The 26,211-nt window shown below is 36.6% G+C and carries 17 protein-coding genes and 3 pseudogenes; 12 read left to right on the top strand and 8 right to left on the bottom strand.

Annotation, left to right across the window (positions count from 1 at the left end; translation table 11 throughout):
- Positions 1-337 precede the first annotated feature (337 nt).
- The 4 genes from F6K23_RS24675 to F6K23_RS24660 all read right to left on the bottom strand — a co-directional run bounded on the left by F6K23_RS24675 (position 338) and on the right by F6K23_RS24660 (position 6,895).
- Positions 338-1,834 carry a CIA30 family protein gene (locus F6K23_RS24675; RefSeq protein ID WP_293160703.1) on the bottom strand — a complete coding sequence of 499 codons (1,497 nt, stop codon included), beginning with the start codon at positions 1,832-1,834 and terminating at the stop codon, positions 338-340.
- 302 nt (positions 1,835-2,136) lie between these two features.
- Entirely contained in the window at positions 2,137-2,853 is a 717-nt protein-coding gene (locus F6K23_RS24670) for a HEAT repeat domain-containing protein (RefSeq protein ID WP_293160701.1), read from the bottom strand.
- Positions 2,831-4,312, bottom strand: coding sequence for a HEAT repeat domain-containing protein (locus F6K23_RS24665; protein ID WP_293160699.1), 1,482 nt, complete (start codon positions 4,310-4,312; stop codon positions 2,831-2,833). Before F6K23_RS24665 ends, F6K23_RS24670 begins: the two co-directional genes overlap by 23 nt.
- Before the next feature lie 99 nt (positions 4,313-4,411).
- A complete protein-coding gene (locus F6K23_RS24660) occupies positions 4,412-6,895 on the bottom strand; it encodes an ATP-binding protein (RefSeq protein WP_293160697.1) in 2,484 nt (827 codons plus the stop codon).
- Positions 6,896-7,175: 280 nt separating this feature from the next.
- Here F6K23_RS24660 and F6K23_RS24655 point away from each other — a divergent pair, with 280 nt between their 5' ends.
- Positions 7,176-7,307, top strand: coding sequence for a hypothetical protein (locus F6K23_RS24655; RefSeq protein WP_293160695.1), 132 nt, complete (start codon positions 7,176-7,178; stop codon positions 7,305-7,307).
- A gap of 102 nt (positions 7,308-7,409) precedes the next feature.
- Entirely contained in the window at positions 7,410-7,805 is a 396-nt protein-coding gene (locus F6K23_RS24650) for a hypothetical protein (protein WP_293160693.1), read from the top strand.
- Between the two features lie 609 nt (positions 7,806-8,414).
- Here the strand turns inward: F6K23_RS24650 and F6K23_RS24645 are convergent.
- Entirely contained in the window at positions 8,415-9,335 is a 921-nt protein-coding gene (locus F6K23_RS24645; RefSeq protein ID WP_293160691.1) for a DMT family transporter, read from the bottom strand.
- Between the two features lie 49 nt (positions 9,336-9,384).
- Here F6K23_RS24645 and F6K23_RS24640 point away from each other — a divergent pair, with 49 nt between their 5' ends.
- The 6 genes and pseudogenes from F6K23_RS24640 to F6K23_RS24615 all read left to right on the top strand — a co-directional run.
- Positions 9,385-10,410, top strand: coding sequence for a hemolysin family protein (locus F6K23_RS24640; RefSeq protein WP_293160689.1), 1,026 nt, complete (start codon positions 9,385-9,387; stop codon positions 10,408-10,410).
- A gap of 986 nt (positions 10,411-11,396) precedes the next feature.
- On the top strand, positions 11,397-12,200 hold the full coding sequence (locus F6K23_RS24635; protein WP_293160687.1) for an SDR family oxidoreductase: 804 nt from the start codon (positions 11,397-11,399) through the stop codon (positions 12,198-12,200).
- Positions 12,201-12,567: 367 nt separating this feature from the next.
- Complete coding sequence (locus F6K23_RS24630) at positions 12,568-12,777, top strand: hypothetical protein (RefSeq protein ID WP_293160685.1); 210 nt, start codon at positions 12,568-12,570, stop codon at positions 12,775-12,777.
- 255 nt (positions 12,778-13,032) lie between these two features.
- Positions 13,033-13,437, top strand: a complete 405-nt coding sequence (locus F6K23_RS24625; protein WP_293160683.1) for a helix-turn-helix transcriptional regulator — start codon at positions 13,033-13,035, stop codon at positions 13,435-13,437.
- Between the two features lie 123 nt (positions 13,438-13,560).
- Positions 13,561-14,070 (top strand): GNAT family N-acetyltransferase, encoded by a 510-nt coding sequence (locus F6K23_RS24620; RefSeq protein WP_293160681.1) that lies wholly within the window; start codon positions 13,561-13,563, stop codon positions 14,068-14,070.
- Positions 14,071-14,593: 523 nt separating this feature from the next.
- Positions 14,594-15,250: pseudogene (locus tag F6K23_RS24615) on the top strand (SDR family NAD(P)-dependent oxidoreductase); the annotation flags it as partial.
- A 209-nt stretch (positions 15,251-15,459) separates the two neighbouring features.
- Here the strand turns inward: F6K23_RS24615 and F6K23_RS24610 are convergent.
- Both F6K23_RS24610 and F6K23_RS24605 read right to left on the bottom strand, forming a co-directional pair.
- A pseudogene (locus tag F6K23_RS24610) lies at positions 15,460-16,486 on the bottom strand (transposase).
- Between the two features lie 433 nt (positions 16,487-16,919).
- Entirely contained in the window at positions 16,920-17,615 is a 696-nt protein-coding gene (locus tag F6K23_RS24605; protein ID WP_293160679.1) for a DJ-1/PfpI family protein, read from the bottom strand.
- A 213-nt stretch (positions 17,616-17,828) separates the two neighbouring features.
- On the opposite strand from F6K23_RS24605, the gene F6K23_RS24600 reads away from it, so the two are divergent.
- A complete protein-coding gene (locus F6K23_RS24600) occupies positions 17,829-18,509 on the top strand; it encodes a LuxR C-terminal-related transcriptional regulator (RefSeq protein ID WP_293160677.1) in 681 nt (226 codons plus the stop codon).
- Between the two features lie 872 nt (positions 18,510-19,381).
- Here the strand turns inward: F6K23_RS24600 and F6K23_RS24595 are convergent.
- Positions 19,382-20,716 carry a DUF58 domain-containing protein gene (locus F6K23_RS24595; protein WP_293160675.1) on the bottom strand — a complete coding sequence of 445 codons (1,335 nt, stop codon included), beginning with the start codon at positions 20,714-20,716 and terminating at the stop codon, positions 19,382-19,384.
- Between the two features lie 372 nt (positions 20,717-21,088).
- Here F6K23_RS24595 and F6K23_RS42100 point away from each other — a divergent pair.
- From F6K23_RS42100 to F6K23_RS24580, 3 genes and pseudogenes are all read left to right on the top strand, one after another.
- Positions 21,089-21,607 (top strand): annotated as a pseudogene (locus F6K23_RS42100) (element excision factor XisH family protein).
- The gene (locus F6K23_RS42095) at positions 21,595-21,810 is read left to right on the top strand and encodes an element excision factor XisI family protein (protein WP_367267806.1); all 216 of its coding nucleotides are present in this window, start codon (positions 21,595-21,597) and stop codon (positions 21,808-21,810) included. The pseudogene F6K23_RS42100 and the gene F6K23_RS42095 overlap by 13 nt, the downstream one beginning before the upstream one ends.
- A gap of 726 nt (positions 21,811-22,536) precedes the next feature.
- A complete protein-coding gene (locus F6K23_RS24580; protein ID WP_293160673.1) occupies positions 22,537-26,043 on the top strand; it encodes an esterase-like activity of phytase family protein in 3,507 nt (1,168 codons plus the stop codon).
- Positions 26,044-26,211 lie beyond the last annotated feature (168 nt).

The raw sequence follows: 26,211 nt of genomic DNA, 5'->3' as shown, positions 1-26,211 counted from the left end.
GCTCGCGTTATGAATCATCATAATTACCCGATGTCCTAACTATAGTGGCGACTGCTATATCTACCAGAAAAGGAAGAAGGAAAAATCTGGCGTTGTCTGAGTTTTAAGCTTTTTGATAGGCTAGGGCTTTAGCCCGTAATATCAAATCCGCCTAATTGCACATAAATCCAATCAGGTAATAATCAGGGTTTTAAGCTATTGATTTTGAGGGCATTTAATCGGATTTGATATGAGATATTTATCTTATTGCTTAAGCCCTACTACGAGAGTTTCTAACTTATAACTATTCAACCGGACATGATATTCACGAGGTTCGTGAACAATTGCTAAATACTTTTTAAACTGTCACAGTTAATTTATTTTGATCAGCTTCTAAACTGTTAAATAACTTCTGCCAATTTGCAGCACTAGCCTGATTTTCTTTATCTCCTTTTGCCTCAAAAGTTGTATTGCAAGCTTGTGGTTCTTCCAAAACTTTAATACAAAGTTCGGCAATATCATCCCGACTAACAATACCTTTAATATTGTCACCTTGGTCAAATATTAATGCTTGACCTCCTGGTTGTTCAGTCATGCCACAAGGACGAATAACAGTGTAATTAATCCCACTAGAACGAATAACTTCTTCTCCTTTTAATTTCCAGTTTAATAAACCTTTCAATTGGTCATTAAATTTCACAGCAGGAGGTTGTTCATCTAAGTTTAAACCTGGTCGCCCCGGACGAGTTACACCTGCCGAACTAACCAAGACAAATTTAGGTAATTGTTCGCTACCATAAGTTTTAATTGACTCAATTTCTAACTGAAAAAATCCTGGTGTAAATTTAGGATTAAGTTCTCGGTTATATTCAAATTTACTCAACATTAATTGGTAGGAATAAACTTGACTGGGATTAAAAGGTTGAGCATTTTCTACAACTCTAGCGCGAAATACTGGTGTTAAATCTTTAAATGGAATGCGAATAGTTGTCCAGATATTATAAACGGTGTCAAAAGAATAGCTGTAACCAACTCCATCCCATTTATCTTCACAGCGGAGGAAAAATTTATAACGTTTGCCATCTCCCTTGACTCGCAGTTCGATACCAGCAGCTCCCAACAAATTCATTGGGGGGTCGAAATTACGAGTACGAACAGATACAAAACCCCCTGAATTGGCAGTGGAGACATTACCGGAGAACATCGCACCAGTATCTGTCAGACGGATGGAACTTTCGCTGACTCCCCCCATAACTATGTCGTCTAATGCTCCCCAAGTTTCTTTGAGGTCTTGGGTGGGGTTGGTGAAGTCAAAGATAATTTTGTTGTTGCTTGGTTGTAATTGTGGTTTTGCGGCTGCTACAAGATTTTTCATACCTTCATATTCGACAAGTTGGGGGTCTTCAACAACTTCTGGCATAAAGAACTTGATGCCTTGGTAATATTTTTCCCGGTTTGGGTTGTCTCCTTCCACTGGTTGTACTCGTGTTCCTGTACAACAAATAATTTTACTCACGTTTTTGAATATTTCAGGGGTGAGGGTTTCTGGTTTAGTAATATCAGCAGTTACTATTTCAACGTTTTTGCCGAGAACTTTCTGAGCTTTCTTAGCATCTCGAACGAGCGATCGAACTTGATAACCCCGCTTCTGGAGTCTAGGTACAACTCGTTTACCAACTCCACCATTCGCACCTACTACTAATACAACTTCTGATGTGTTTGTTGCTTTAGGTGTCTTTTCACCGAATAATTTTTGTAACCATTTAACACTACCGATAAAAGGAACTACCCCGAAGTAAGATAGGGTTTGGAATAATCTACTTGGCTTCCATTTGGATGTTTTACTGTTAGTCATGGCCATATCCTTAAACTCTTCTTCATATTTATATATTAAGATATGTTAAGGAATTTTGCTGAATGGCCATCTTGGTAGTTGATTATACCATGTCCGCTTGAATACACTTTGGAGGAAAGAAGGCAGAGGGAAGAAGGCACTTATGCTGAAGGATTTCTTACAATTGTGACTTATATCATGTCCGCTTTTGAAATTGCTGTAATGTCTTCTTTGCCCAGTTCCGCAAATCTTTATCTGGGTCTTTTTTTGCTCTGTTTTTTAATAGCGGGAGAGTTTGGGGGTGGTTGGGATATTTTTGAACGTTAGCGGAGCTTTGCGTCAGCAATCGCTTCTAGTGCAGTTTTTCGAGGGTTGTTGGGAAATAGGTAACTGTCATCTTTATTTTTAAATGGGTCTTGAAGAGCGCAATTTCCCAAAAAATTAAATATTCCTGGGTCATCTTTCCAACCATTAGCTATTCGTTTTATTGCTTCACTGCGGACATTCTCATCTGGGTCTTTTTTTGCTCTATTTTTTAACAGTGGAAGAGTTTTTGGATGGTTTGGATATTTTTTAGCGATCGCTTCTAGTGCAACTCGTCGGGGGTTATCTTCACCCAGAAAGAAAGCGTCTGGATGCTGATATGGATCTTTGAGGGCGCAATTATAGAATAGCTGAAACATTCCTGGGTGATTTTTCCAACCAGTAACTATTTGTTGCAATGCTTCACATCGCACATCAGAATTCCGATCAGACTGTACCTGTTGTTTGAGGAATTCTAAAGTTTCTGGATAATTTTTCCAACCAGTAACTATTTGTTGCAATGCTTCAACTCGTACATCGGAACGATCGTCGGACTGTACCAGTTGTTTAAGTAAAGGCAAAGTTTCCTGGTGATTTTTCCAACCAGTAGCTATTTTTTGCAATGCTTTGACTCGTACATTCTCATCTGGGTCTTTTTTTGCTCTATTTTTTAACAGTGGGAAAGTTTTTGGATGCTTTGAATATTGTCTGGCGTTAGCGGAGCTTTGCGTCAGCAATCGCTTCTAGTGCAACTCTTCGAGGGTTATCTGAAAAAATAAATAAATCATTTTCATCTTGATATGGATCGTTGAGGGCGCAATTATAGAACAACTCAAACATTTCTAGATCGTGTTTCCAACCAGTAGCTATTTGTTCCAATGCTTTAACTCGAACATCAGGATTATCAGACTTTAGCAGTTGTTTGAGGAGTTGTAAAGTTTCTGGGTGATTTCTCCAACTTCTCACTATTTGTTGTAATGTTTCATATCGCAGTTCCCAATCACCCTCTGACTCTAAGAGTTGTTTGAGGAATTGTAAAGTTTCTGGGTTATTTCTCGAACCTCTAACTATTTGTTTCAATGCTTCACCTCGCACATCGGGACTCGGATCGGATAGTAAGAGTTGTTTGAGCATTGATAAAGTTTCCGGGTCATCTTTCCAAATAGTAGCTATTTTTCTGACTGCTCCCTTTGATATCGCCCAAAAATCCTCAGATCCTATATGTTGTTTAAGTATAGGTAAGGTTTGGGAATCATGTGTCCAATGAGTTGCTATTTGTTCCACCACTTCATTTCGCACAAACGGATTAGCATGGGACTCTAGCACTTGTTTGAGAAAGGGTAAAGTTTCCGGGTCATCTTTCCAATGAGTTCCTATTTGTCGCACTGCTTCATGTTGCACTACCGAATGATCCTTAGAAACTGCCCAATGTTTGAGCAGAGGCAAAGTTTCCGGGTCATCTTTCCAACCAATAGCTATTTGTCGTACTGCTTCAACTGGAACTAACCAATTATTAGACTCTATCAGTTGTTTGAGGAAGGGCAAAGTTTCTGGAGCGTCTTTCCAAACAGTTGCTATTTGTCGCACTGCTTCAAATCGCACATGAATATTATCATCGTGCTCGATTAGTTGTTTGAAGAAGGATAAAGTTTCCGAATCGTCTTTCCAACCAATAGCTATTTCTTGTAATGCTTTCCGTTTTTTGAGGAAGGCTAAAGTTTCCGGGTCATCTTTCCAAATAGTAGCTATTTGTCGCATTGCTTTAAATCGCAGTTGTAAATCCCAATTACGTTTGAGGGCAAAAAAATTTTCATGCTGATGGTAAGCTGCCAAATCTTTTAAATCATTTAATAACTCAGTTCCTACATCATCAATATCCTGACTATTCCTAACTTCAAAAAAACACTTACCTGCTAAAAATAAATTCTGAAAATTTTCTTCTTCCCCATCTGTATCGATTAAATAACTAATAATTTCTCCCACAAACTGAGGTTCGATAGTTCGAGCAATAAACTGCAATACTTGATGCCATTTTTCATCTTGCCAATGCTGACCAAAAACTTCCTCTATTATTTCATCTAGTGAGATAGTTTGTTCCTGCTCAAATTGCCATACCAAACTACAAGCATAAAAATATTCCCAAAAAGTTCGATGTACGAAAGCATAATATTCAACTTGAGTAGTTCCCCTAGTCATTTCAGTTATTAGTTATCAGTTATCAGTTATTTCCCCCTCCATTCCTATTCCCTATTCCCTATTCCCTCTTCTATATTGAGTCTGAATTTTAACAGTATTCTATCCAATAGGAATCTCGATGATAAACTCTGTTCCTTTTCCTTCCTGGGAATTACAAAAAATCCGACCGCTATGTTTATCTACTATAATTTGATAACTAATTGCTAAACCAATACCAGTACCTTTACCTACAGGTTTTGTAGTAAAGAAAGGGTCAAATATTTTGTGACGCATTATATCTTGGATACCTACACCATTATCATAAATAGTAATAGTTACGAAATTTTTGTCTACAACTTTTGTTTGAATTTTAATTGTGGGAATTTGTTGTTTATTTGATTCAGAAAATTTGCCTTTTGCTATTGCTTCTTCCAGAGCATCAATTCCATTGACCAAGATATTCATAAATACTTGATTTAACTGACTCACATAACAAGATATTTTAGGTAAATTACCATATTCCTTAATTACATTAATCTGCTTTCCAACTTTAGGAGCAAGTCGATTATTTAATATTAGTAAAGTACTATCTATTCCCTCGTGAATATTAACTGGCTTCATTTCTGCTTCGTCAAGCCGTGAAAAATTACGCAAAGACTTGACAATTTCATAAATGCGTTCTGTTCCTACCTCCATAGATTTTAATAGTTGAGGTAAGTCTTCAATAATAAATTCTAAATCTATTTTTTCACTTTCTTGTTCAATTTCTGGCGATGGAACGCAATGCTTTTGATAGAGTTTAATCAAATCCATTAGTTCATTAGTATAATTATCTGCATATTTGATATTGGCATAAATAAAATTAATTGGGTTATTAATTTCATGAGCAATACCTGCAACTAACTGTCCTAAGCTAGACATTTTTTCACTTTGGATTAATTGCGTTTGAGTCAATTGTAATTTTTTTAAAGTTTGTTCTAATTGAGCAGATTTTTCTCTCTCTCCTGCTTCTGACTTTTGCAAAGCAGAATTTAATTTGGCTAGCTCATCTGCTTGTTTCAATACAATTTTAATAATCGCATTTCTCAGTTCTAAAGCAACATCAATTTCACATTTTTTCCACGGTCGAGATGTAAGTTTAACAATTCCTTTCCACAACTCAAATGATTTTCTAGGGCACAATTTTATATTACCATTAGGTTCTACTTCTGTAACAGGCGCTGGATCTCCTGCCCAATTAACTGTTCTAATAACTTCTGGTCGAAACCACAAAATATAAATTCTCTGAGCTGAAGATATTGAGAGTGCCAATAACCCACTAACTATATCTTTATATTTCTCAAACTCTTGATAAACTTTGGGCAATGAATCTGTATAAAATACTTCTTGATTAAAATGTTGATGAAAATTTTTTTCTACCCAGCTAATTAATTTTTCAACAGTTATTAATGGTGGAGTTTTTCCCACTGACTGAAAATCATCACCAGAAACGATGATAGCTCCTTCAGCACTGACTAAATTTAGTAGTTTATTTTGACATTCAACTAAGGCATAAATAAAATTTTCTGATGTTGAAATCTCTTCAATAATTTGACTCTTGATAGACTTTAACTTTAATTTATAATCATAGTCTTTATTGTTTTCTTTATAAGCAAGTTCTAGAGACATTGTTTGCCCTAAAAATTCACAAGTTGCCCGTAACTCATAAGGTACATATTTCGGTGAATTATGATGGCAAGCAATCAAACCCCATAACTTTTTATTTTTAAGTAAAGATATAAACATTGTGGCAGTAACGCCCATATTTTTTAGATACTTTGCATGGCAGGGAGAAACACTTCTTAAAATAGATAAAGTTAAATCAATTGGTTGGTGACTAATCTGATTATTGACAGGTATAATTTCTACTGATTGATAATTAACATCTACTATCATCCTCAACAAATTTATCTTAAAAAGTTCTCTAGCTTGGGGTGGAATATCGAAGCTTGGGTAATTTAATCCTAAAAGTGAATCTAAAGTTTCTATTTTATCTTCAGCAATTACAGCTCCATTGTATTGAGAATCAAATTTATATACCATCACTCTATCAAAGCCTGTGATTTTTCTAATTTCTTCAACAATTATTTGACATAAATTTTTTAAATCAGAAGCATCTTGCATCTTTGATGCTGCTTCTCTAACAGAATGATAAAAGTTTAAAAATGAAATACTTTCTTCAGATGTAGCTGGCTCTAATTCGAGGATTAAAAATTTTTCAGAACGATGAATTATACCGTCAAGGACTAAAGATTTATGCTTTGTTTTAACTGATAATTTAACAGGATTGATGGTTTTAAGCTCCGGATTATTTTCTAAGCTTTTTCTGAGTTTATTGATTTGCTCTTGGTCAAGAAAATAACTCAGATTTTGATTCAACAATGTTGTCGCTGGTATGCCAAATAATTCAAAAGTATTATTACTTACCTGTAAAATTGTCAATTCTGGTTCTTTTAAGACAAATAATATACCGTGAGGCTGAATGTGACCAGAGAGATGAATTTTTTCTTGATATTTATTTGTTAAATCTACTGTTTTGTTTTGAATAACTTGCTTAACGTTCATTTTAATAAAATATTAATTATTGTGACAATACTAATAATCACACCTCTGATACTAAGTATTTTTTTCTGCTTGTCTATAACTTTTATACTTAATGTTAAATTTAGTACATTTATTCAAGCTATTTTTGATAATTGATAGACTTTTCTATAATAGCTTTAAACATTAATTAATTTTCTTTCTACTTAATATTTGTTTACAAAACTTAATATAAATGGATGAAAGCGAATAACATCTTAGGTATAATTACTAAAATTATGTTACTAAATAAACTAGGAGATACATGGAAACTACTGATTGGCAAACTATAATTCCTACTGGAATGGCAATTACTGTTTTTCTTGGAGCATTTCTAATGATGTTCACTAATTTGTGGACTGATTCAATTAAAAAACAGGAAAAAAGTGATAAATAAATAGTTATTGATTAAACTTTCATCCTAGAAAAGTCAAATTTTGAATAAGATTGAATTTATCTGGGAAAATTAGGAAAATAAAAGAGAAAAGAAACTACAAAAATGTTAAATCTAGATAGCATAATCGAATTTTCACACATATACTGTGTAGCAATTTGTGGTGTTCTAGTACCCATGAATGTACTAGCAAGTTTACAACCAATAATTTTTACAGCCCTCCGTCGCCCCAAACAGGAAATTAACTTAATAGCATTAGTAGCTAGTTTTTACGCTTTAATGATTATCTTTCATGTTGGAAGCTGGTTTATTGTAGGAGTAGTGAGAATCCAAACATTCATTCTTTTGTGGTTTGCTAGCTGTTGTTTAATTACTAATACTTGGGCAATTATTCATGGCTCTAGCATGAGAGAATTTATTCAATTTTCACAACAACTTCTAGTTAGGCTTACTAAAAGTTTAACACTTCAACATCAAGAGATTAGGCCTGAAATTAAATAGGATTTTCTCAGGATAGTGTAGAGATTAGTCTGAATTGTTTGAGTGAAAAACAATAAATAATTACTGACAAATCCTACACTTTTCATCTATTGTCTTCCTAAGCTTTCTTTGCTGGGAGATAGTAGATGAGAGGTTTTAGATATAGAAAAAAATTACCGTTCAATCCTTATTTAAACTCCCACCTAATTCAACCATTAATGATCAAATTCGTGTAAGAGGATTGACTGAAAGGAAAATTTTTTTCTTTTTTCCCCTTAAAAGGGGAGTAAGCATTCAGCCGTCAGCTATTAGCTATCAGCTTATTTTTTAATTTTAGATAAAAACTTTATTAATTGAGCTATAACTATAATTAAATATTACTACAAAAACTAGCTTGCTTAACCTTAAAGTCTATATTCATTTAAACCATGTTTTTAAGGATGTGTTCTTATTGCTGATAGCTGACAACTAATAGCTGAATGCTTACAAAGGGGAGTCTTTAAACCACAATTTATCGGTAAAACTACAAACAAAAGCAGTCGCTATTACTGTATTTGACTTATGACATAATATTAATAATCAAACTTCTTCCTTATTACTTCTTCCTTCTGCTATAGCAAAAAACCTTCTTTAATTAGAATCAATAGTAGGAATATTGTTCCGTCCGCTGACAGCGATCGCCACTCCAATTAACAATATCATTACACCAAAAAAAACCATTGTAGAAGGCACTTCACCTAACAATAAATAACCTAAAAAACTAGCTCCAACAGGTTCAAATAAAATTGCCAGACTAACTAAAGTAGGAGACAACCAGCGTACTGCCCACATCAAACTTGTATTCCCTACTAATTGAGGAAATAATGCCATCAATAATAAGTAAAAGTAAACTAAACCAGAGTAACCAGAATAACCAACACCTAAAATTAAGGGAAAAGGCAATAATACAATTCCAGCTACAGTAAAAACTATCACAAGATAGCCACCAACACTAAACCCTTTAGTTTGAGCTTCCCGTCCTAGAAGTATATATAAACTCACTACCCAAGCTCCCATAAGAGCCAAAAAGTTTCCCAGCAGAGGGTTAATGCCTGTAGACTCCCCACCAATATCCGCTAAACCAATGATTATCCCCCCAACCATAGCTACTACTATGCCAATAACTGTCTGACGAGAGAGCCTTTCCTTCAACCACCACCGCGACAACAAAGCTACCCAGATGGGATTAGTGGTTACTAGAGTGGTAGAGGTCGCGATCGAAATGTAGGATAAAGAGGTAATCCAAAAAGCATAATGGACAGCGAGGCAAACTCCTGCTGCTAATGCATAGGGTATTGCTCCCGACTGGAGACTCTGCCACTGAATTTTTGACCATGCGGGTACTAATAATAAAGCAGCGATCGTCACCCGCGAGGCAGCCATTACCAGACTAAACCCTACCCCACTCATGCCAGCAGAGAGACTTGTCAACTTGATTAATATTGCACTTGTAGATATTGCCAAAACACCGATAGTTAAAACTAATACAATTCGCCAGTTAGGAGGTTTCATCAGAAAATAAAAAATGGTATAATTGAGTTTAACCAATTATTACTTAAGTATGCTAAAGCTAACTATTATAGTTTTAATTATTCTCATAGGTTCTGCTCTTTGTTCTGCTACTGAAACAGCTTTACTTTCAGTTTCTCCTATCAAAGTACAACAGTTAGCACAGTCTAAAAAAACAGCAGCATTAGCACTGTGGGGAATTAGGAAAAAAATTAATCGCCCAATTGCTACTGTTGTGATTATTAATAACATTTTTAATATAGTTGGTAGTATTTTAATTGGTAATATTGCAGCTTCGGTTTTGGGAAATGCTTGGTTAGGAGTTTTTTCTGCAATATTAACTTTTTTGGTAATAGTTTTTGGGGAAATTATTCCTAAAACTTTAGGTGAGCGTTATGCCATGCAATTTGCCTTAACTGTGGCTTTACCTGTCCAGGGGTTAACTTTTATATTTACTCCTATAGTTTGGTTGATGGAAAAAATTACTTCTCCTTTTACTAAAGGGCAGAAATCACCGACTACTAATGAAGCAGAAATTATGTTTTTAACCAGAATAGGATATAAAGAAGGAGTTATTGAAGGTGATGAAGCTGAAATGATTAGAAGAGTATTTCGGCTCAATGACAAAAATTCTTTTGATATTATGACACCTCGAATAGCGACAACTTATCTATACGCTAATGCAACTCTGGATGAGGTAAAGTCGGATATTATTGCTTCTCAACATAGCCGCATTATTGTAATTGGAGATTCTATAGATGATGTACTTGGTGTAGCGTTGAAAAATGAATTACTTAAAGGAATTATAGAAGGTAAAGATAGTAATAAAATTTATGATTTTATGCGAGATGTTAGATTCGTTCCCGATACATTGAGAGTAGATCTATTGCTAAAAGAATTTCAAAAATATCGTCAACATTTGATGGTAGTTTTAGATGAATATGGAGGAATGTCGGGGGTGGTTACTCTGGAAGATGTTTTGGAAGAATTAACTGGTGAAATTGTGGATGAAACCGATCAAAGTGTTGACCTACAAATTGTGGCAAGGATGAGAGGAAAAAGAAAGTTAAAAGATTAGTTTGAAGGAGGTTTTAGATGGTAGGTTTTAAGTACAGGACTTACACAAATTAACCTTTAAAACGCCATATGTAGGGGCGAATGGCATTTGCGTTCCGCAAAGCTCCGCTTTATATGTTGCGGAGCAAAACGCCCTCATTCGATGAAGAAGGTTTTAGGTTGTCGGTTGTCGGTAGTAGGTAGTAGGTTAATTAAGAGGAACTTATCTCACTATTTTTAACAAGCTTATTTGTTTCAGTAAAATATGTTTGAACAGCTAAATTTTTCGTTTTTAATTCTCAAATATTATGTCTTTAAGTAGATTCTCTTTTTTACTTCCTTAATGTCAAGATAATTCTTACAGCGGTTTTCATTTCAGTAGACCACAGTAGGGACGTTGCATGCAACGTCCCTACAGGGTTTTGGTTATGACGATGTGGTTCATCAATTTGAAAAGCGCTGTAATGTAAAGATATAGCAGTTGCCACTATAGTTAGGACATCGGATAATTATAATGATTTATGACGCGAGCAAGATGCTCGCACTAATTATCAAACAGCAACATGGCAGTTGCTATAATTGCTGTAAACTCTTTTTTTTAGTAAACTTTCCTTTTTTTCTCACAGTTGCGTTAAACTATTTTTTGTATAGCAGTCGATGGAAAGGTTAAGACATATCAAAAACTCAAAACGTAAGCATAAGCATTTAGCGGTCAGCTATCAGCTATCAGCTTTATTACCTTTAGTGGACAATTTAAGCTCGTTGTTCTTGTGCTTCAATTCTTTGTTCAAAAATGTAGTAGAAGTTAAGCAAATACTTGGTTCATTCATTTTTATTGCTGAATGCGAGCGCATTCCGCACCGAAGAGCTGACTGCTAATAGCTGTTTGCGCAGCATCCCGTAGGAAATACTTACCTCAAAACTCAGACAATGTAAGCTTTTCCCCTCTTCTTTCTTCCTTCTTCCTTCTGCTGTACATATCAAATTTTAATTATCTACAAAAAAACAATGCTACCAACAGTTTTAATTACTGGTGCTTCTCAAGGTTGTGGCAAAGCAACAGCACTTTTATTTGCTAGAAAAGGATATAACATTGTCTTAGCTGCTAGAACATTAGATAAATTAGCAGAAACAGCTAATGAAGTTAGGGCAAACGGTCGTTCTGCTTTGGCTATTCCTACTGATGTTACTGATGCTAAACAAGTAGAATATTTGGTGCAAAAAGCAATAGATTTTTATGGCAAAATTGATGTATTAGTTAATAATGCTGGTATTTGTTTGACTGGTGCAATGGAGCATACAACATTAGAAGATTTTCAACAATTAATGAATGTTAATTTTTTCGGTTATGTGAATACAATAAAAGCTTTATTACCCCATTTTTTGGAAAATCAATCTGGCACAATTGTTAATGTTGGTTCTTTTGGTGGGAAAATCCCTTTGCCACAAATGACTGCTTATTGTGCTAGTAAATATGCAGTTACTGGATTAACTGATACTTTACGTCTGGAATTACAGTCAAAAGGAATTAATGTTAGTTCTGTACAACCAGGGGTTATTAATAGCGATTTTATGGAAAGAGCGCAGTTTCGGGGTGGAGATAATTCTGAAGTAGAAAGTAGTCGTCAACAAATGAATTCTGTTTTAACATCTAATTTTGTTAGTCAGCCAAAAGATATTGCTGAAGCTATCTGGAATGCGGTGAAAAATAACCAGTCTGAAGTAGTAGTAGGTCCGGCTGTTTTTGCAACAGAAACTTATAGGTTATTCCCTGGTTTAGTTCAGTTTATGATGGGAAAAAGTTTAGGATAATTTATGATGAAGTAGTTTAGCGATCGCTAATACATTAGCTAATAAATTGTTAGACCGAATTCCTTGACTTCTAAATAATATAATTCTTGCTGTAAGTAGGGGCAAACGGCAGTTTGCCTGACAATATTTACTCTCTCAAAACCAAAATATTAAAGTAAGCATTCAGCCGTCATATCATGTCCGGTAGCATCGGTCTTGTATAGTAAATAGGCAACAGCTCATCTGCTCCGGAAGGCAACAGGCAAGAAAAAAACTTAAATTTCCTGCAAATATCCACGCCAACTTTTACACAAACGATTGCCTTCGGACATGATATCAGCTATTAGCTGAATGCTGACTAAATTTATTTCTTCAAGTAATATTTAAAATGCCTAGATATCAAGATATATATCCATCCGAACCCCTGATACAAAGCCTTGATTTAGTACGTCCATTAGCAGCAGATTTACTTACTCTAGAATATTTTGAAGCCGAACCTGCTTCGATGCCTATAAATAAGTATGAACAACATCATATTATTATCAATTTAACAGAAGAACCTCATAGGGTAGAAAATTGGCGCAATGGAGAACATTGAGATTTTATTTATCACAAAAATGAAATTATTGTTACTCCTGCTGGTGTAGAAAGTGGCTGGCAATGGCACGTTCAAAGTAAGTATATTATTATTACTCTGGAACCTATTAAATTTGAAAAATTTGCTCAAATAGAATTAGGAATTTTACTTTCCGAGCAGCAATTAAAAGATTTACCACAATTTTTATATGAAGATATTACTCAGTCGGGAATCCAACTTTTAGAAGCTTTAAAATGCGAACTAGGTTCCCAAATAATGTTTGAATCTTTTGCTCGTATATTTCTGACTAAACTGATTATAAAATACGGCTTACAAGCAGAAGAATATGAATTTTATAAAAGCTTCACTGCCAAACAATACAAACAAGTATTAGATTACATTGCACTTAATTATGGCAATAATATATTACTAGAAGATATGGCAGCAAAAGCAAGTCTTAGTACTTCCAATTTCTCCCATTTGTTTAAACAAACTATTGCTCAAAGTCTCTATCAATTTTTGATGGCTTACCGTATAGAACAAGCAAAAAAAATACTCGATAATCCTAATAAATTAATGGCTGATATTACTTTTGCCTGTGGCTTTTCCGACCAAACTCATTTCTCTCGCGTATTTAAAAAGATAGAAGGTTTAACCCCCAAACAATATCGAAAGAAATAATACTAATTTTGCTTAGTGTTGTCAAGCTAATGTTAAATTAATTTTGAACAGGTACTGATCAATTCCAAATACATATTTATTGCTCAAATTTATAGAATTTTCAACTACAGCTATTTTTGAATTATGGTTTACTTAGAAACACAACGTCTTATCTTGAGAGACTTTCATCAAAAAGACCTGTATCAACTTGCACCAATTCTTGCCAATTCAAAAGTTATGAAATTTTCTCATACTGGAATTTTATCAATCTTACAAACCAAAGAAAAAATCCATAGTTTTATTAATTCATACAAAGAAAATGGATTTGGAAAGTGGGCTATTATTCTCAAAGAAACTAACAAATTAATCGGCTATTGTGGAATTGCAATAGAAGAAATTAACAAGGTGCATGAACGAGAGATTGGATATCGACTTGCTCCAGAGTTTTGGGGTAAGGGGTTAGCAACTGAAGCAGCATCAACAACAATTCAATATGCATTTAAACAACTCAAATTTCTATACATCCTGGGAATTGTTGAACGAGAAAATATAGCATCAGTGAAAGTGCTGGAAAAGTTGGGTATGAGATACGAAAATAAAACGATATTTCATGGCATTGAGATGGATATATATCGCTTAAATGCCTCACACTAAGATTGTATTAAAGCAGCAAAAAATATCAATAATTTTAATAAATTAATGGCTGATATTGCTTTGACTAAATAATTAAGGCAAAAAGCCTATTCTTATTTGAATAAATCAAGCAAAAAATAATTTTTCCCAATCTTATCCGTTCTCAGGAGAGGTAATTATTAATTATTAATTGCTAATTCTTGAATTGTAGTGATTCCAATCAAGCTCATTTCTCCCACCTGTGTAAAAATATAAAGTGAAGTACCTAATACAAAAAGTAATAAAAACTTGAAAAATAATTTTAATAAAATCGTGGTAATTGATGCTAGTGCAGGATGGCGGAAATAACTGACCAGTTACAAAATCCCAAAACAATTACAAATCAAAAATGATTGACTGTCAGATATGCGTCTTACATTCTGGAGGGGCTGTGTGCGCAATTACTTCCGCACAGTAGGCGCCCCGTAGGACACCTCGCCAATTAGCACTCGATGCATGAATTTTGACTTTTGACTTTTAACTTCCGCGTAGCGGCACTAGTCGTGGTGTAGGTGCTGCTGTTGCCGAACACATTGTACCTCGCACTACCGAACTCATTACAGTTTCTCGTTCTCCTTCTAGCTTTGGTAATTGGATCCAAGCTGATATTAGCAACAAAACCGGAATTGAAATTGTTACTAATGCTGTAGGTAATTCTCTGTTAGATGCACTTTTGTATATGGGTGGTACTTGGGAAACTCAAGCTTTTAGCAACGAATATTCCTTTGAAAAATGTTCTGATGAAGATATAGAAAACGTAATAGCAGTAAATCTTGTAGCACCTATTCGTTTAGTGAAATCTCTATTACCAGCACTGCGTCAAACAACAAATCCTAAAATAATTTTTATGGGTGCGTTATCGGGTTTAGATAATTTTCCAGCACGGGAAGTTGCCAACTCCGCGTCAAAATTTGGTCTTCGAGGTGTAGTTCATGCACTGCGGGAAGAACTCCGTAAAGATCGTATTGCAGTGACAATTATTAATCCCGGGAATATTGCTACTCCTGAAGTATTAGACGACCTCAAACAAGCTGGAAAACCAGAAACCGATGCCATTCCGTTATCAGATTTATTCAGCGTTATTGACTGCGTACTTTCTCTATCACGCTCAACTTGTATCAAAGAAATTCAAATCCCGGCGATGAATGGTAAAGGTGCATGATTGAGTTTAGTCTTTCATTATTTATAAAGAGGGAGGAGTCAGGAGTCAGAAGTCAGGAGTCATATCAAATCCGCAGGACTTACGCAAAGACACTATATATAGTGCCTACTCATTTAGGCGATCGCTATAAAATTTATAGCGATTGCTGACGCAAAGCTCCGCTAACGCCTCAAGATAGATACCATAGTTAAAACAAGGGTAAAAAGCACCTATAAAATAAAAATAGCCCTGAATTTTATTGTGGGCTTCTTCAGTTCTTGGACTAAATAATCTGAGAGTAATTCATTTTTAACTTTATAGATGGTTTTTCCTATTTTTACTGCTAATCTTTTTAAAAAATTCCAGACTAGCATCGCACAGGCTATATGATTTTTCTGAATTTGTCTGAGACGGCATTGACAGAATTCAATTGCGTGTTAATTGTTTAATTTCCCTGTAAAATTCTTCAATTTTCCATCTGGTTTGAGACTCAAGCTTTACAGCATCTACTGAAGATTGATCTAAGTCATTAGTCGCAATATATTCTGTCCTGTTGGTAGAAACAGTTGCCCATAATAATTTAACTTTCTTATCCCAAAGGAATTCCTTTTATTTTAATTATTTCACCTGATATTTTTTCTGATTTATTCCAACTTAATTATCCTATATTTTTATATTTTTCTATACCACCAGTATCATCTACTAGACGATTTATTTTTAAGGGACAGTAATAAATTTTTTCTAAGTTATCTACCAATGCCATTAATCTTTGTGTTGCATACCAACTATCCATTAATACAGTCTTAAATGGTATTTTTTTCTGATTTACCACAGAAAAAATCATTTCTTCTACATGATCTATTTTACTCTTTTTATTAGTATCCGGGTCATAAGTTCGATAATCTATCAGCCAAAAATCTTCGATTTATAGATTAAAATATATACAATTTACTATCCCTATACCACGAATTACTCTATGATGATTACCACTATACTGTCGCCGGAATAACTCAATTTTATTACTGTGTTCTTTATTAAAAACTGTATCATCAAATATTAAATAACATAAGTGTGTTAGTTACAATTTCCTCTTTAACATTTCCCCATAAATCCTGGTGATCAAAATTGCTGATTTTCAGATAAAGATTTATCGTGTCATGGCTAATATTTTCTAGATGGTTTGCTAAAGAGCGTGATTGTATAATTTGTATGAGAACTAAGCAAATATTGACAGTAATCAATATAGTTAAAATTCATATTGTTAGCTCGCTCTTAATCATAATATAATTATATAATAAGGGCGACTTTTACAATTATGAAAATCAACTATACTTTATATGAGTTATGATGATTTTGTGGTTCAGGCGATCGCTTAAAATTTTATAGCGATCGCCTAAATTCGTATACACCATATATAGTGTATTTGCGTAAGTCCTGATCCGGTAGCATCGGTGTAATTAGATGGGGAGATGGGGGGATGGGGAGATGGGGAGATGGGGAAATATTTGGTAATGGTTGAAGATGGAACATTTTTTTATACCGAATTAAACGGATTTGATATCAGAAAGGAATAAAGAAGAAGAAAGAAGAAAGAAGCAATAAGAAAGAGGAGGAAAAGGAGAAAGTTTTTTTTGCTGGCGCAAAACTTTCCTTACGGAATGAAGGGCGCAAATGTTAACGGTACATGATATTATTTTTTAATCTTTAACATTGTTTCTTGAATTTGATGTAAAAATGCCTCAATTAACGGTTTTTCAAATTGCAACAATGGTTCTACAATTTCATTGCCTGCTTTCTCTGGAGTACCAGCATCAAAAGGAGGCATCGGATTATACTCCATCATTAATTGAGTCATCTTTGCCATATTTTCTCCCCAAATGAGACTTACTAGAGTAAGACCAAAATCAATTCCTGAAGTAACCCCTGCTCCAGTAATTCGATTCCGATCGATAACAACTCTTTCGGGAACAACTTCAACTCCCAACATAGCTAATTGTTCTCGAAATGCCCAATGACAAGTTGCTTTATATCCTTGTAAAAGATTAGCTGCTGCTAAAATTAATGAACCCGTACAGACGCTAGTAATATATTTGGTGGTAATGCTTTTTTGTTGTAAAAAACTGATAATCTCAGCATCTTTCATTACTTCAATTTGCCCCATTGCACCACCAGGAACACAAATAATATCCAATGTCGGACAATTATCTAGTGTTGTTGTTGGCGTAATTAATAATCCTTCATTACTCACAACAGGAGTTAAAGTTTTCCACAGTAAATGTATTTTTGTCTGAGGTGGAAAAGCTAGAACTTGATAAGCTCCCATTACGTCTAATTGAACCACATCTGGATAAACTAAAAAGCCAATATTAAATTCTTTTGTCATCATCAAGTATTGCAATAAAATGTTATGTCTGAAATAATCGTAAGGGAAAAATTTTTATTTGAATAGTACCCAAGTGGGTATATTTTTCAAATATAGTAGTCACCATTAGTTTATTTAACTTATGAAATAACTGCAAACTTTGGAATATCAATAATCAAACTTCTTTCCTTTTCCTTCTATTATACAATTATGACTTTGCACCCCCTATTCCAAAAAATGGCAACTGCATCCACCGAAGCAGAATTAAGATTTAAGTTAATGGATAATCTCAGTCAATATTTTGCAGTACAACGTTGGGGAATATACCTGGGAGATGAGCAGAGCGGTCTAATCAGTTGTGATGTCCGAGGAGTAAGCGATCGCTTTGTAGAAAGATATCAACAAATTGGCAAGTCTGTCGATCCTGTACTTAAATATGTTCAAGAATATCATGCTCCAGCTCATGAGGAATTGGTCTTACCAAACCAAACATGGAAGCAAAGCGAACTTTATCAAAGATGTTGTATTGAATATGACCACGAACATATTATGACTGGCCCAATTGTGGGTAATGGTCAATTAATCGGTACAATTCATTTTGCTCGCATTGGTCATACACCAGCCTTCAACACAAAGGATTTAAGTAATTTAAGTGCTGTTTGTCTTCATTTATCTGCTTGTCTAGCCAACTTAAAATCTTCCGATAGATTCAGTCAAAATTCGCCTCAGATGCTTTTGACACAGAGAGAAATTCAAATTGCTCAATTAGTTGCACGGGGGTTAACGAATGCAGAAATTGGCAAAGAATTATGGATTAGCCAAAACACAGTGAAGCAAGCGTTAAAAAGAATGTTTCGGAAATTGAAAGTTGCTTCTCGAACAGAAATGGTCGCACAATTACGAGATTTATTGATTTAGTTTGTCTTCAGAATTTTCCTGACAGATACAATAGACATCTGTTCATTAATGGATAATGGATAATTGATAATTACCTCGGGTTTTAACCGTTACGGAATTGAATATAAGGAATATTTTCTTTTCTCTTGGTCGATTGGATATGGCGCAGGTTTCCTGCGCCATCCCACCCAACGGGGAAGCTACGCTAATATCATGTCCGGTAGCATCGGTCTTGTATAGTAAATAGGCAACAGCTCCGGAAGGCAACAGGCAACAGGCAAGAAAAAAACTTAAATTTCCTGCAAATATCCACGCCAACTTTTACACAAACGATTGCCTTCGGACATGATATAACGACCGCTTTTTCCCCTTAAAAGGGGAGGCTTCAAGGCGCGAATTATTTAATTATTAATTATTAATTATTCGGTAAGAGGGAAGATGTGGGGAGAAATAATACAAAAAATTCAACACTCCTTGCTGATGATTTTCGGTCAAAATTGATGCGCGAAAAGACTTGACTACCATAATTATATAGAACTCAAATGGGTTCTATAAGTCCTGTTTTTCCGAAAGTCCAACTAAATACTAAGTACCTATGCAAAATTAATTACCGAAAAATTGTGGGTATGCGCCTCCCCTTGGATAGGGGATAATAAGCGGTCGTTTGCGCAGCATGACCTAGGATGGGATGGCGAGGTCAAAGGAGCCATATCCAATCGACTCCTGTGAAGAAAAATTTTCATGAATTTGTCAATCCTCTTCAATTTATTCTCAAGCAGAGGTAATTATTCATTATTCATTATTCATTATTAATTGTTGAAACATCCTACTGATTCCCTATTGCCTGTTGCCTGTTGCCTCTCTCAAATAGGAAATTTATTTTGCACGACTACTTAAAGTAAATTCCTAGACTTGAGCTGCAAATATCTATCTACCAATTCTGTACTAATTTGATTTGCAGGCGCATCTAAAACCAAAACTCCTTTCTGTTTCAACTGAGTAAAAGCAACCTGTCTTTGAGATAATAAATCTATTGCCACAGCACGAGTATAAGCAGCATGACTTTTTTCATGTACCTGCTGATTTTCTCCAGAAACAGTGGGAGTATGTGCTAATTTCTCCACCAATGGATCGCACAAAGCTACACAAAACGGTAAATAACGAGGCGTTAACCTTGCCAATGCTGCCAAAAGTTCCGCAGAAGCAGTAGTATCCACAATATCTGTAATTACGACTACCAAAGCACGACGGGTTTGTTGCTTAACCACTCTAGTAACTGCCTCGACATAATCTGGTTCCCGCAAAACTGGTTGAATAGGTGTAAGATTTTCAATTAATTTTGATAATTGATTTTTCCCCCTCTCTGGTGGTATCCAAGTGCTGAGTTGACGCTCAAATACTCCCACTCCCACACGATCGCCCCTACTAAACCCCGCCATTGCCAATGATAAAGTAGCATTCAAACCCCAATCAAACCGTTTTAAACCCTGCACCTGGGCAGTCATCAACCTCCCCCCATCAAGTAAAATAATCAAAGTTTGCTCCGTTTCTGGTTCCAATACCCGCACTAAAGGACGACTACGACGAGCGGTAGCTTTCCAGTCAATGAAGCGTATATCATCACCAATACCATATTCCCGGAGTTCAGAAAATTCTGTTCCCATTCCCAGACGTCGCTTTTGACGCATCGTGCCAGTATTTTGTAGAGAGAGACGGATAGAGAGCGATCGTAACCCCAGCAAATCTGGATAAACTGCCACCTGTTGACTTGCCGGAACTTGCCATTGCTGCCACGCTAACCCCCACTTTCCCAATTGTCGCGCCCGAATATTTCCCCACTGAAACTCACCTCGTTTATCGGGGTTGACATGATAAGTTAATTCCTGACTGCTGTTAGGTTCAACTATTGCTGAGAGAGTAGTAGAGGAAGTTGCAAACTCTGGGGGATAATCATCATGCAAGATAATATTTGCCCTGTGTTTGCCAGACTCAACCGATATAGTAATATGATTATCTCGCCCAATGGAAAGTTTCTGTAAAGGGTAGCGCGCTAGTTTGACTCGATGAGGTTTCACTGTAGCTCCATCCCAAACAGCCAAACTACAGATAATCAAATCAAACAGTGCTAGTGCCATCAAACTTATTTGTTGATCGAACAAAATAGCGATGACTGGCGCAACGACCATTCCTAATAATAATAGTAAATATAAACGTTTTGAAGGAATCATTTAAGGTTAAAATTGAAGAAGGCAGAAGGCAGCTATGCTGAAGGCAGAAGGGAAAATTGTTTATGGATAGTCTTCGACACGCCACTCCGTGTCTTACAGCGCTTTTCATATTGATGAACCACATCGTCATAATCATGCACCCAGTAGAGACGTTCCATGAAACGTCTCTACTGTGGTCTACCGTACAGGAAAACCGCTGTATAACCCCAAAAAATTTTAAGCACCCCCGTTGACGGTGGGATATTAAACCCACCACTGAAAAGATCATGCTAAAAATTAGGAGATTAATCATATCAAGTTTATGATAATAATAATTGTATAATAATATAATTTTTGCTTTTGCAAGATAAGCTTGTATTAAGTTAGGTTGAAATGGCAAAAGATATTTACCATCAGATAGTTAAAACAGCACTATTGAAGGATGGGTGGACAATTACTGAAGACCCTTTACGGCTGAAAGTTGGCCGTAGGATTCTTTATGCAGATTTGGGGGCAAAAAAGCTCTTAGCAGCTCAAAAAGAGGGACAGAAAATTGCTGTAGAAATTAAAAGCTTTTTAAGTCCATCTCCTATAAATGATTTAGAACAAGCTTTGGGTCAATACATCATTTATACACAAATTTTGTCTGATACCATTTCTCCATGAAGTTGCACTTAATATAAAGATGAGAATAGTCTGTTTAATCAGGTCTGAGCAATAATTATTAAGCGCATTGTTACAGAGAAATGGTATGAGCAACAGCCAGAGCGTCTGTTATATCTGGCTATTTCTGAAGGCATATTTTCAGACTTCTTTTCAGAAGAGTTACCACAGTCTGTTGTTAAATTTAACCAGCTTCAGCTATTAATTTTTTCACCAAAAACAGAGGAAATTGTAGAATGGATAACTTAAATTTATATCGAGATATTATTGAGAAAATTCTCCATAAATACGCTAATATGCCTTATGCTGATGGTGAAATTGAAGAGTATTTAATTATTGATAGAGAACGTAACCATTTCTTACTACTAGATGTTGGTTGGCAACAAAAACGTCGCGTTCACGGTTGCATTACTCATATTCAAATTATTAATGGTAAAATATGGATTCAATAAGATGGAATGGAAGATGGAATTGCTCCAGAACTTGTTGAGGCAGGAATTCCAAAATCAGACATTTTTTTTAGGGTTTCATCCGTCTGATGTAAGACACCATACAGGTTACGCGATCGCTTAATAGTTGAGAGTTAAACTAGCGGTCAGCATTTTCTGTACCGGAATGCTCTGCAAACAGCACTCAGCTTTCAGCGCGCTACAGCGGTTTTCCTGTACGGTAGACCACAGTAGTAGCGTTAACGTAGTTGTGGGCTAGGTAATGGCCATAGTAGGGGCATTAACGTAGTTGCGCGTAGCTAAAGGCCTTTCGCCCCTACAGGTTTACCGAAAAATTGTGGGTATGCGCCTCCCCTTTTTAGGGGATAATAAGCGGTCGTTAGCGTAGCTTCCCGAAGGGTGGGATGGCGAGGTCTCGGAGCTGTCCTCCAATCGACTCCTGTGAAAAAAAATTTTCATGAATTTGTCAATCCTCTTCTTTTCAAGGAGAGGTAATTATTCATTATTCATTATTAATTGTTGAAGGTGCTTAAAATTGTTTGGGTTGATAAGACACGCAGGTGGCAAGTCGTTGACTATCCATAAGCAATTTTCCCTTCTCCCTTTCAAAGGGGGGTAGGGAGGATACCTTCTAACTCCTGCCTTCTTCAAGACTATTTAAACTTATCTTAAAGTGAAACTGTTAATATACAATCGATCTATTAAACATATATACAACTAGGGAGATTAATGACTGACCCACAACTCAGACCATTAGGTACTTATGACACAGGCGTTTTTGATGAAAGTGCTGCTGAAATTCCAGCTTACGACCCCAATACACAAAGAGTGTTTGTTGTCAAGGCAAATGAGGCTGCTATTGATGTATTAGATATTAGCGATCCCACCGACCCCAATTTCATAGGTCAAATTGATGTTTCATCCTTTGGCGCAATTGCCAACAGCGTTGCAGTAAATCAAAATGGCATTGTAGCAGTGGCGATCGAAGCTGATGTCAAACAAGACCTTGGCACTGTTGCCTTCTTCGATGCAGATGGGAATACTCTCAACCAAGTAACCGTGGGTGCATTACCAGATATGCTCACCTTTACCTCCGATGGCACAAAGGTGCTAGTGGCCAATGAAGGAGAACCCAATGACGAGTACACCAACGACCCAGAAGGTTCGGTTAGCATTATCGACATTTCTGGTGGAGTAGAAAATTTAACCCAGGCAGATGTCTCTACCGCTGATTTTTCTGCTTTCATTGGTAGGGAAGAAGAATTGCGTGCCAAAGGCGTTCGGATCTACGGTCCTGGTTCAAATGCGGCTCAAGACCTCGAACCAGAATTTATTGCTGTAGATGGTAACGATACGACAGCACTGGTCACTCTGCAAGAAAATAATGCTGTAGCAGTGGTAGATATTGAAAATGCCAACATTGTAGATGTTCTGCCATTGGGAGTAAAAGACTACAGTCGCGGTCTTCCCTCCCTGACAACATTTGAGTTTTCCAACCTGCCAGTTTTGGATACAACCGAAGGGGGTCAGGAAATTCTCTTGGGTGGTTTATCTGGACTATGGTATGAAGGTACAGACGATGACGGCAACCTACAATTTGTCACCGTACCCGATCGTGGACCCAACGGTGCACCCACAGACGTAGATAACGACGGAGACAACGAAAGACCATTTGCCTTGCCAGACTATCAAGCTAGAATTGTTCGTTTTACACTAGATGAAGACAGTGGCAATATTCAAATTACTCAAGAAATTCTCCTCAACAGGGAAGACGGTACAACTCCCATCACAGGTTTACCTAATATTCCTGAAATAGACGAAGAACCAGTAGACTTATCTGGAAACCCCCTAGAATACGACCCATTTGGTGCAGACCTTGAGGGTATTGTTATTAATGATGATGGTACATACTGGACTGTAGACGAATATCGCCCCGCCATCTACCACTTCGATGTTGATGGGTCACTCATCGATCGCTTTGTACCCGAAGGGACAGCAGCACTAGCAGGAGAAACAGAGGGAACTTTTGGCACAGAAACCCTACCCGCAGAATATTCTAACCGTCGTCGCAACCGTGGTTTTGAAGCCATTGCCCTGGATACAGATGAAGATATTCTCTACAGCTTTATTCAAACACCTCTAGCAAATCCAGATCGCACTACCTCGGACAACTCCAGCGTCATCCGGATGTTAGGTATCGACCCAGCGACTGGAGAACCCGTAGCAGAATATGTTTATTTGCTAGAAAAACCTGCTCTCAGCGATGAGCTCAATCTAATCGTTGATAAAATTGGCGATGCCGTTTATGATGCTGATAATGGCACATTTTATATTCTAGAGCGAGACTCTTCTACCACTGCCACAGGCAAAAAATTTATATTTGAAATTGACCTCACAGGAGCAACTAACTTACTCGCTCCCGGTGCACCAAACTTACCAGAAGAAACGACTCTAGAACAATTAACTGCAGATGAGTTAGCAGCATTAGACATCCAACCAGTTAACAAAACTAAGATAACTAACCTACCCTCCCTTGGTTATCTAGCAGGAGACAAACCAGAAGGTTTATCACTTTTACCAGATGGACGACTAGCAGTACTAAACGACAATGACTTCGGTCTCCTAGATGAGGAAATTCCTGGAGATGGCACTGTTCCCCTCAACCCAGAACCAGTGCCAGTAGTTTTGGGTGTAATTGATTTTTCAGAAAGTAATCAAATTGACCCAAGCGATCGCGATGATGGTATCAATTTAGGCAACTGGCCTGTTTCTGGTCTATTGCTACCAGATAGTATTGCTTCCTTTGTGGTAGAAGGTGAGACCTATTATGTAACAGCAGATGAAGGAGATGACAGAGAGTTTGATGCTCTTGACGAAGCAGTGCGAGTAGGAGATGACGAATATGTACTCGACCCCGATGTTTTTGACGTTGCTGCACTAGAGGATGATACTGCTTTAGGTCGTCTAACAGTAACAAATCAAAACGGCGATCTTGATGGTGATGGGGACTTCGACAAAATTTTCAGCTCTGGCGGTCGGTCTTTCAGCATTTGGGATGCTGCGGGCAACTTAATCTTCAACAGTGGGGATAGTATTGAACAAATAACTGCAGCACAGTTCCCAGATAACTTTAACTCAGACCGAGACGAAAATACTTTTGATAGTCGTAGCGACAATAGTGGTCCTGAACCCGAAGCTATAACTACAGGAGTTTTAGGCGATAAAACCTATACTTTTCTTGGTTTGGAACGTACAGGGGGCATTATGGTTTATGATGTCAGCAACCCCAGCAGTCCAGATTTTGTGCAATACATTAATAACCGCGACTTCTCTGTAGAATTTGATGTTGATGCAGATGGAGACCCAGACCCTACCCCAGAACAGTTGTTAGCAGTAGGAGATTTAGCACCGGAAGGACTTGCGTTTATTTCCCCAGAAGATAGTCCGAATGGGGAGGCGTTATTAGTAGTTGCCAATGAAATTAGTGGTACTACTACTATTTATGAATTTAGCCCAAACCAGGATATTCAGGGAACTCCAGGTAATGATAACCTTGAAGGTGGTACGGGTAACGATAATATTGATGGTCTCGCTGGTAATGATATTCTTAGTGGCCTTGGTGGTAGCGATACTATTAATGGTGCTGCAGGGGACGATGATATTAATGGCAACCGGGGAGATGACTTTGTTAGTGGTGGTGATGGTGATGACCGCGTTAATGGTGGTTTGGAAAACGATACCATCTTTGGCGGTAATGGAGATGATAACTTAATCGGTCGTATTGGTAATGACCGGATATTAGGAGGTAGTGGAGAAGATATTCTCAGTGGTGGTCAAGGTCGCGATCGCATCAATGGTGGTGCGGATAATGATACTCTCACTGGTGGTGCAAGTATCGACCGCTTTATTTTTGCTGCTAATGATGAGTTTAGTCAGGCGAGTTTAGGGGTGGATGAAATTACAGACTTTAACCCAGACTTAGATTTAATTCTGCTTGACTTAACAACTTTCACAGAAATTACTACTACTTCGGGTGAAGATATTGGGGATGAGTTTGCCACGGTAGAAAGCAATGGTGATGCTGCTAGTAGTGAAGCTATTATCGTCTACAATTCTAGTAATGGTGCTTTATTCTATAATGCTAATGGCAGCGATAGTGGTTTTGGAGATGGCAGTCAGTTTGCAACTTTGACTGGTACTCCAAATGTATCAGCAGAGAATTTCGTAATTAGATAATATTTCTATTTAGTTAGTCTTTGTAGGTTGGGTTACAGCGGTTTTCATTTGGGTAGACCACAGTAAGGACGTTCCATGGAACGTCCCTACAAGATTTTGCTTGTGAAGATATGGTTCATCAATTTGAAAAGCGCTGTAAGCGATGGTGCAATCCAAAAATAACTGATG

This window comes from Okeania sp. SIO2C9 (genome assembly GCF_010672455.1).
Lineage (GTDB): Bacteria > Cyanobacteriota > Cyanobacteriia > Cyanobacteriales > Microcoleaceae > Okeania.
The sequence above is the reverse complement of the archived record's forward strand: the minus strand, read 5'-3'. Positions and strand labels throughout refer to the sequence as shown.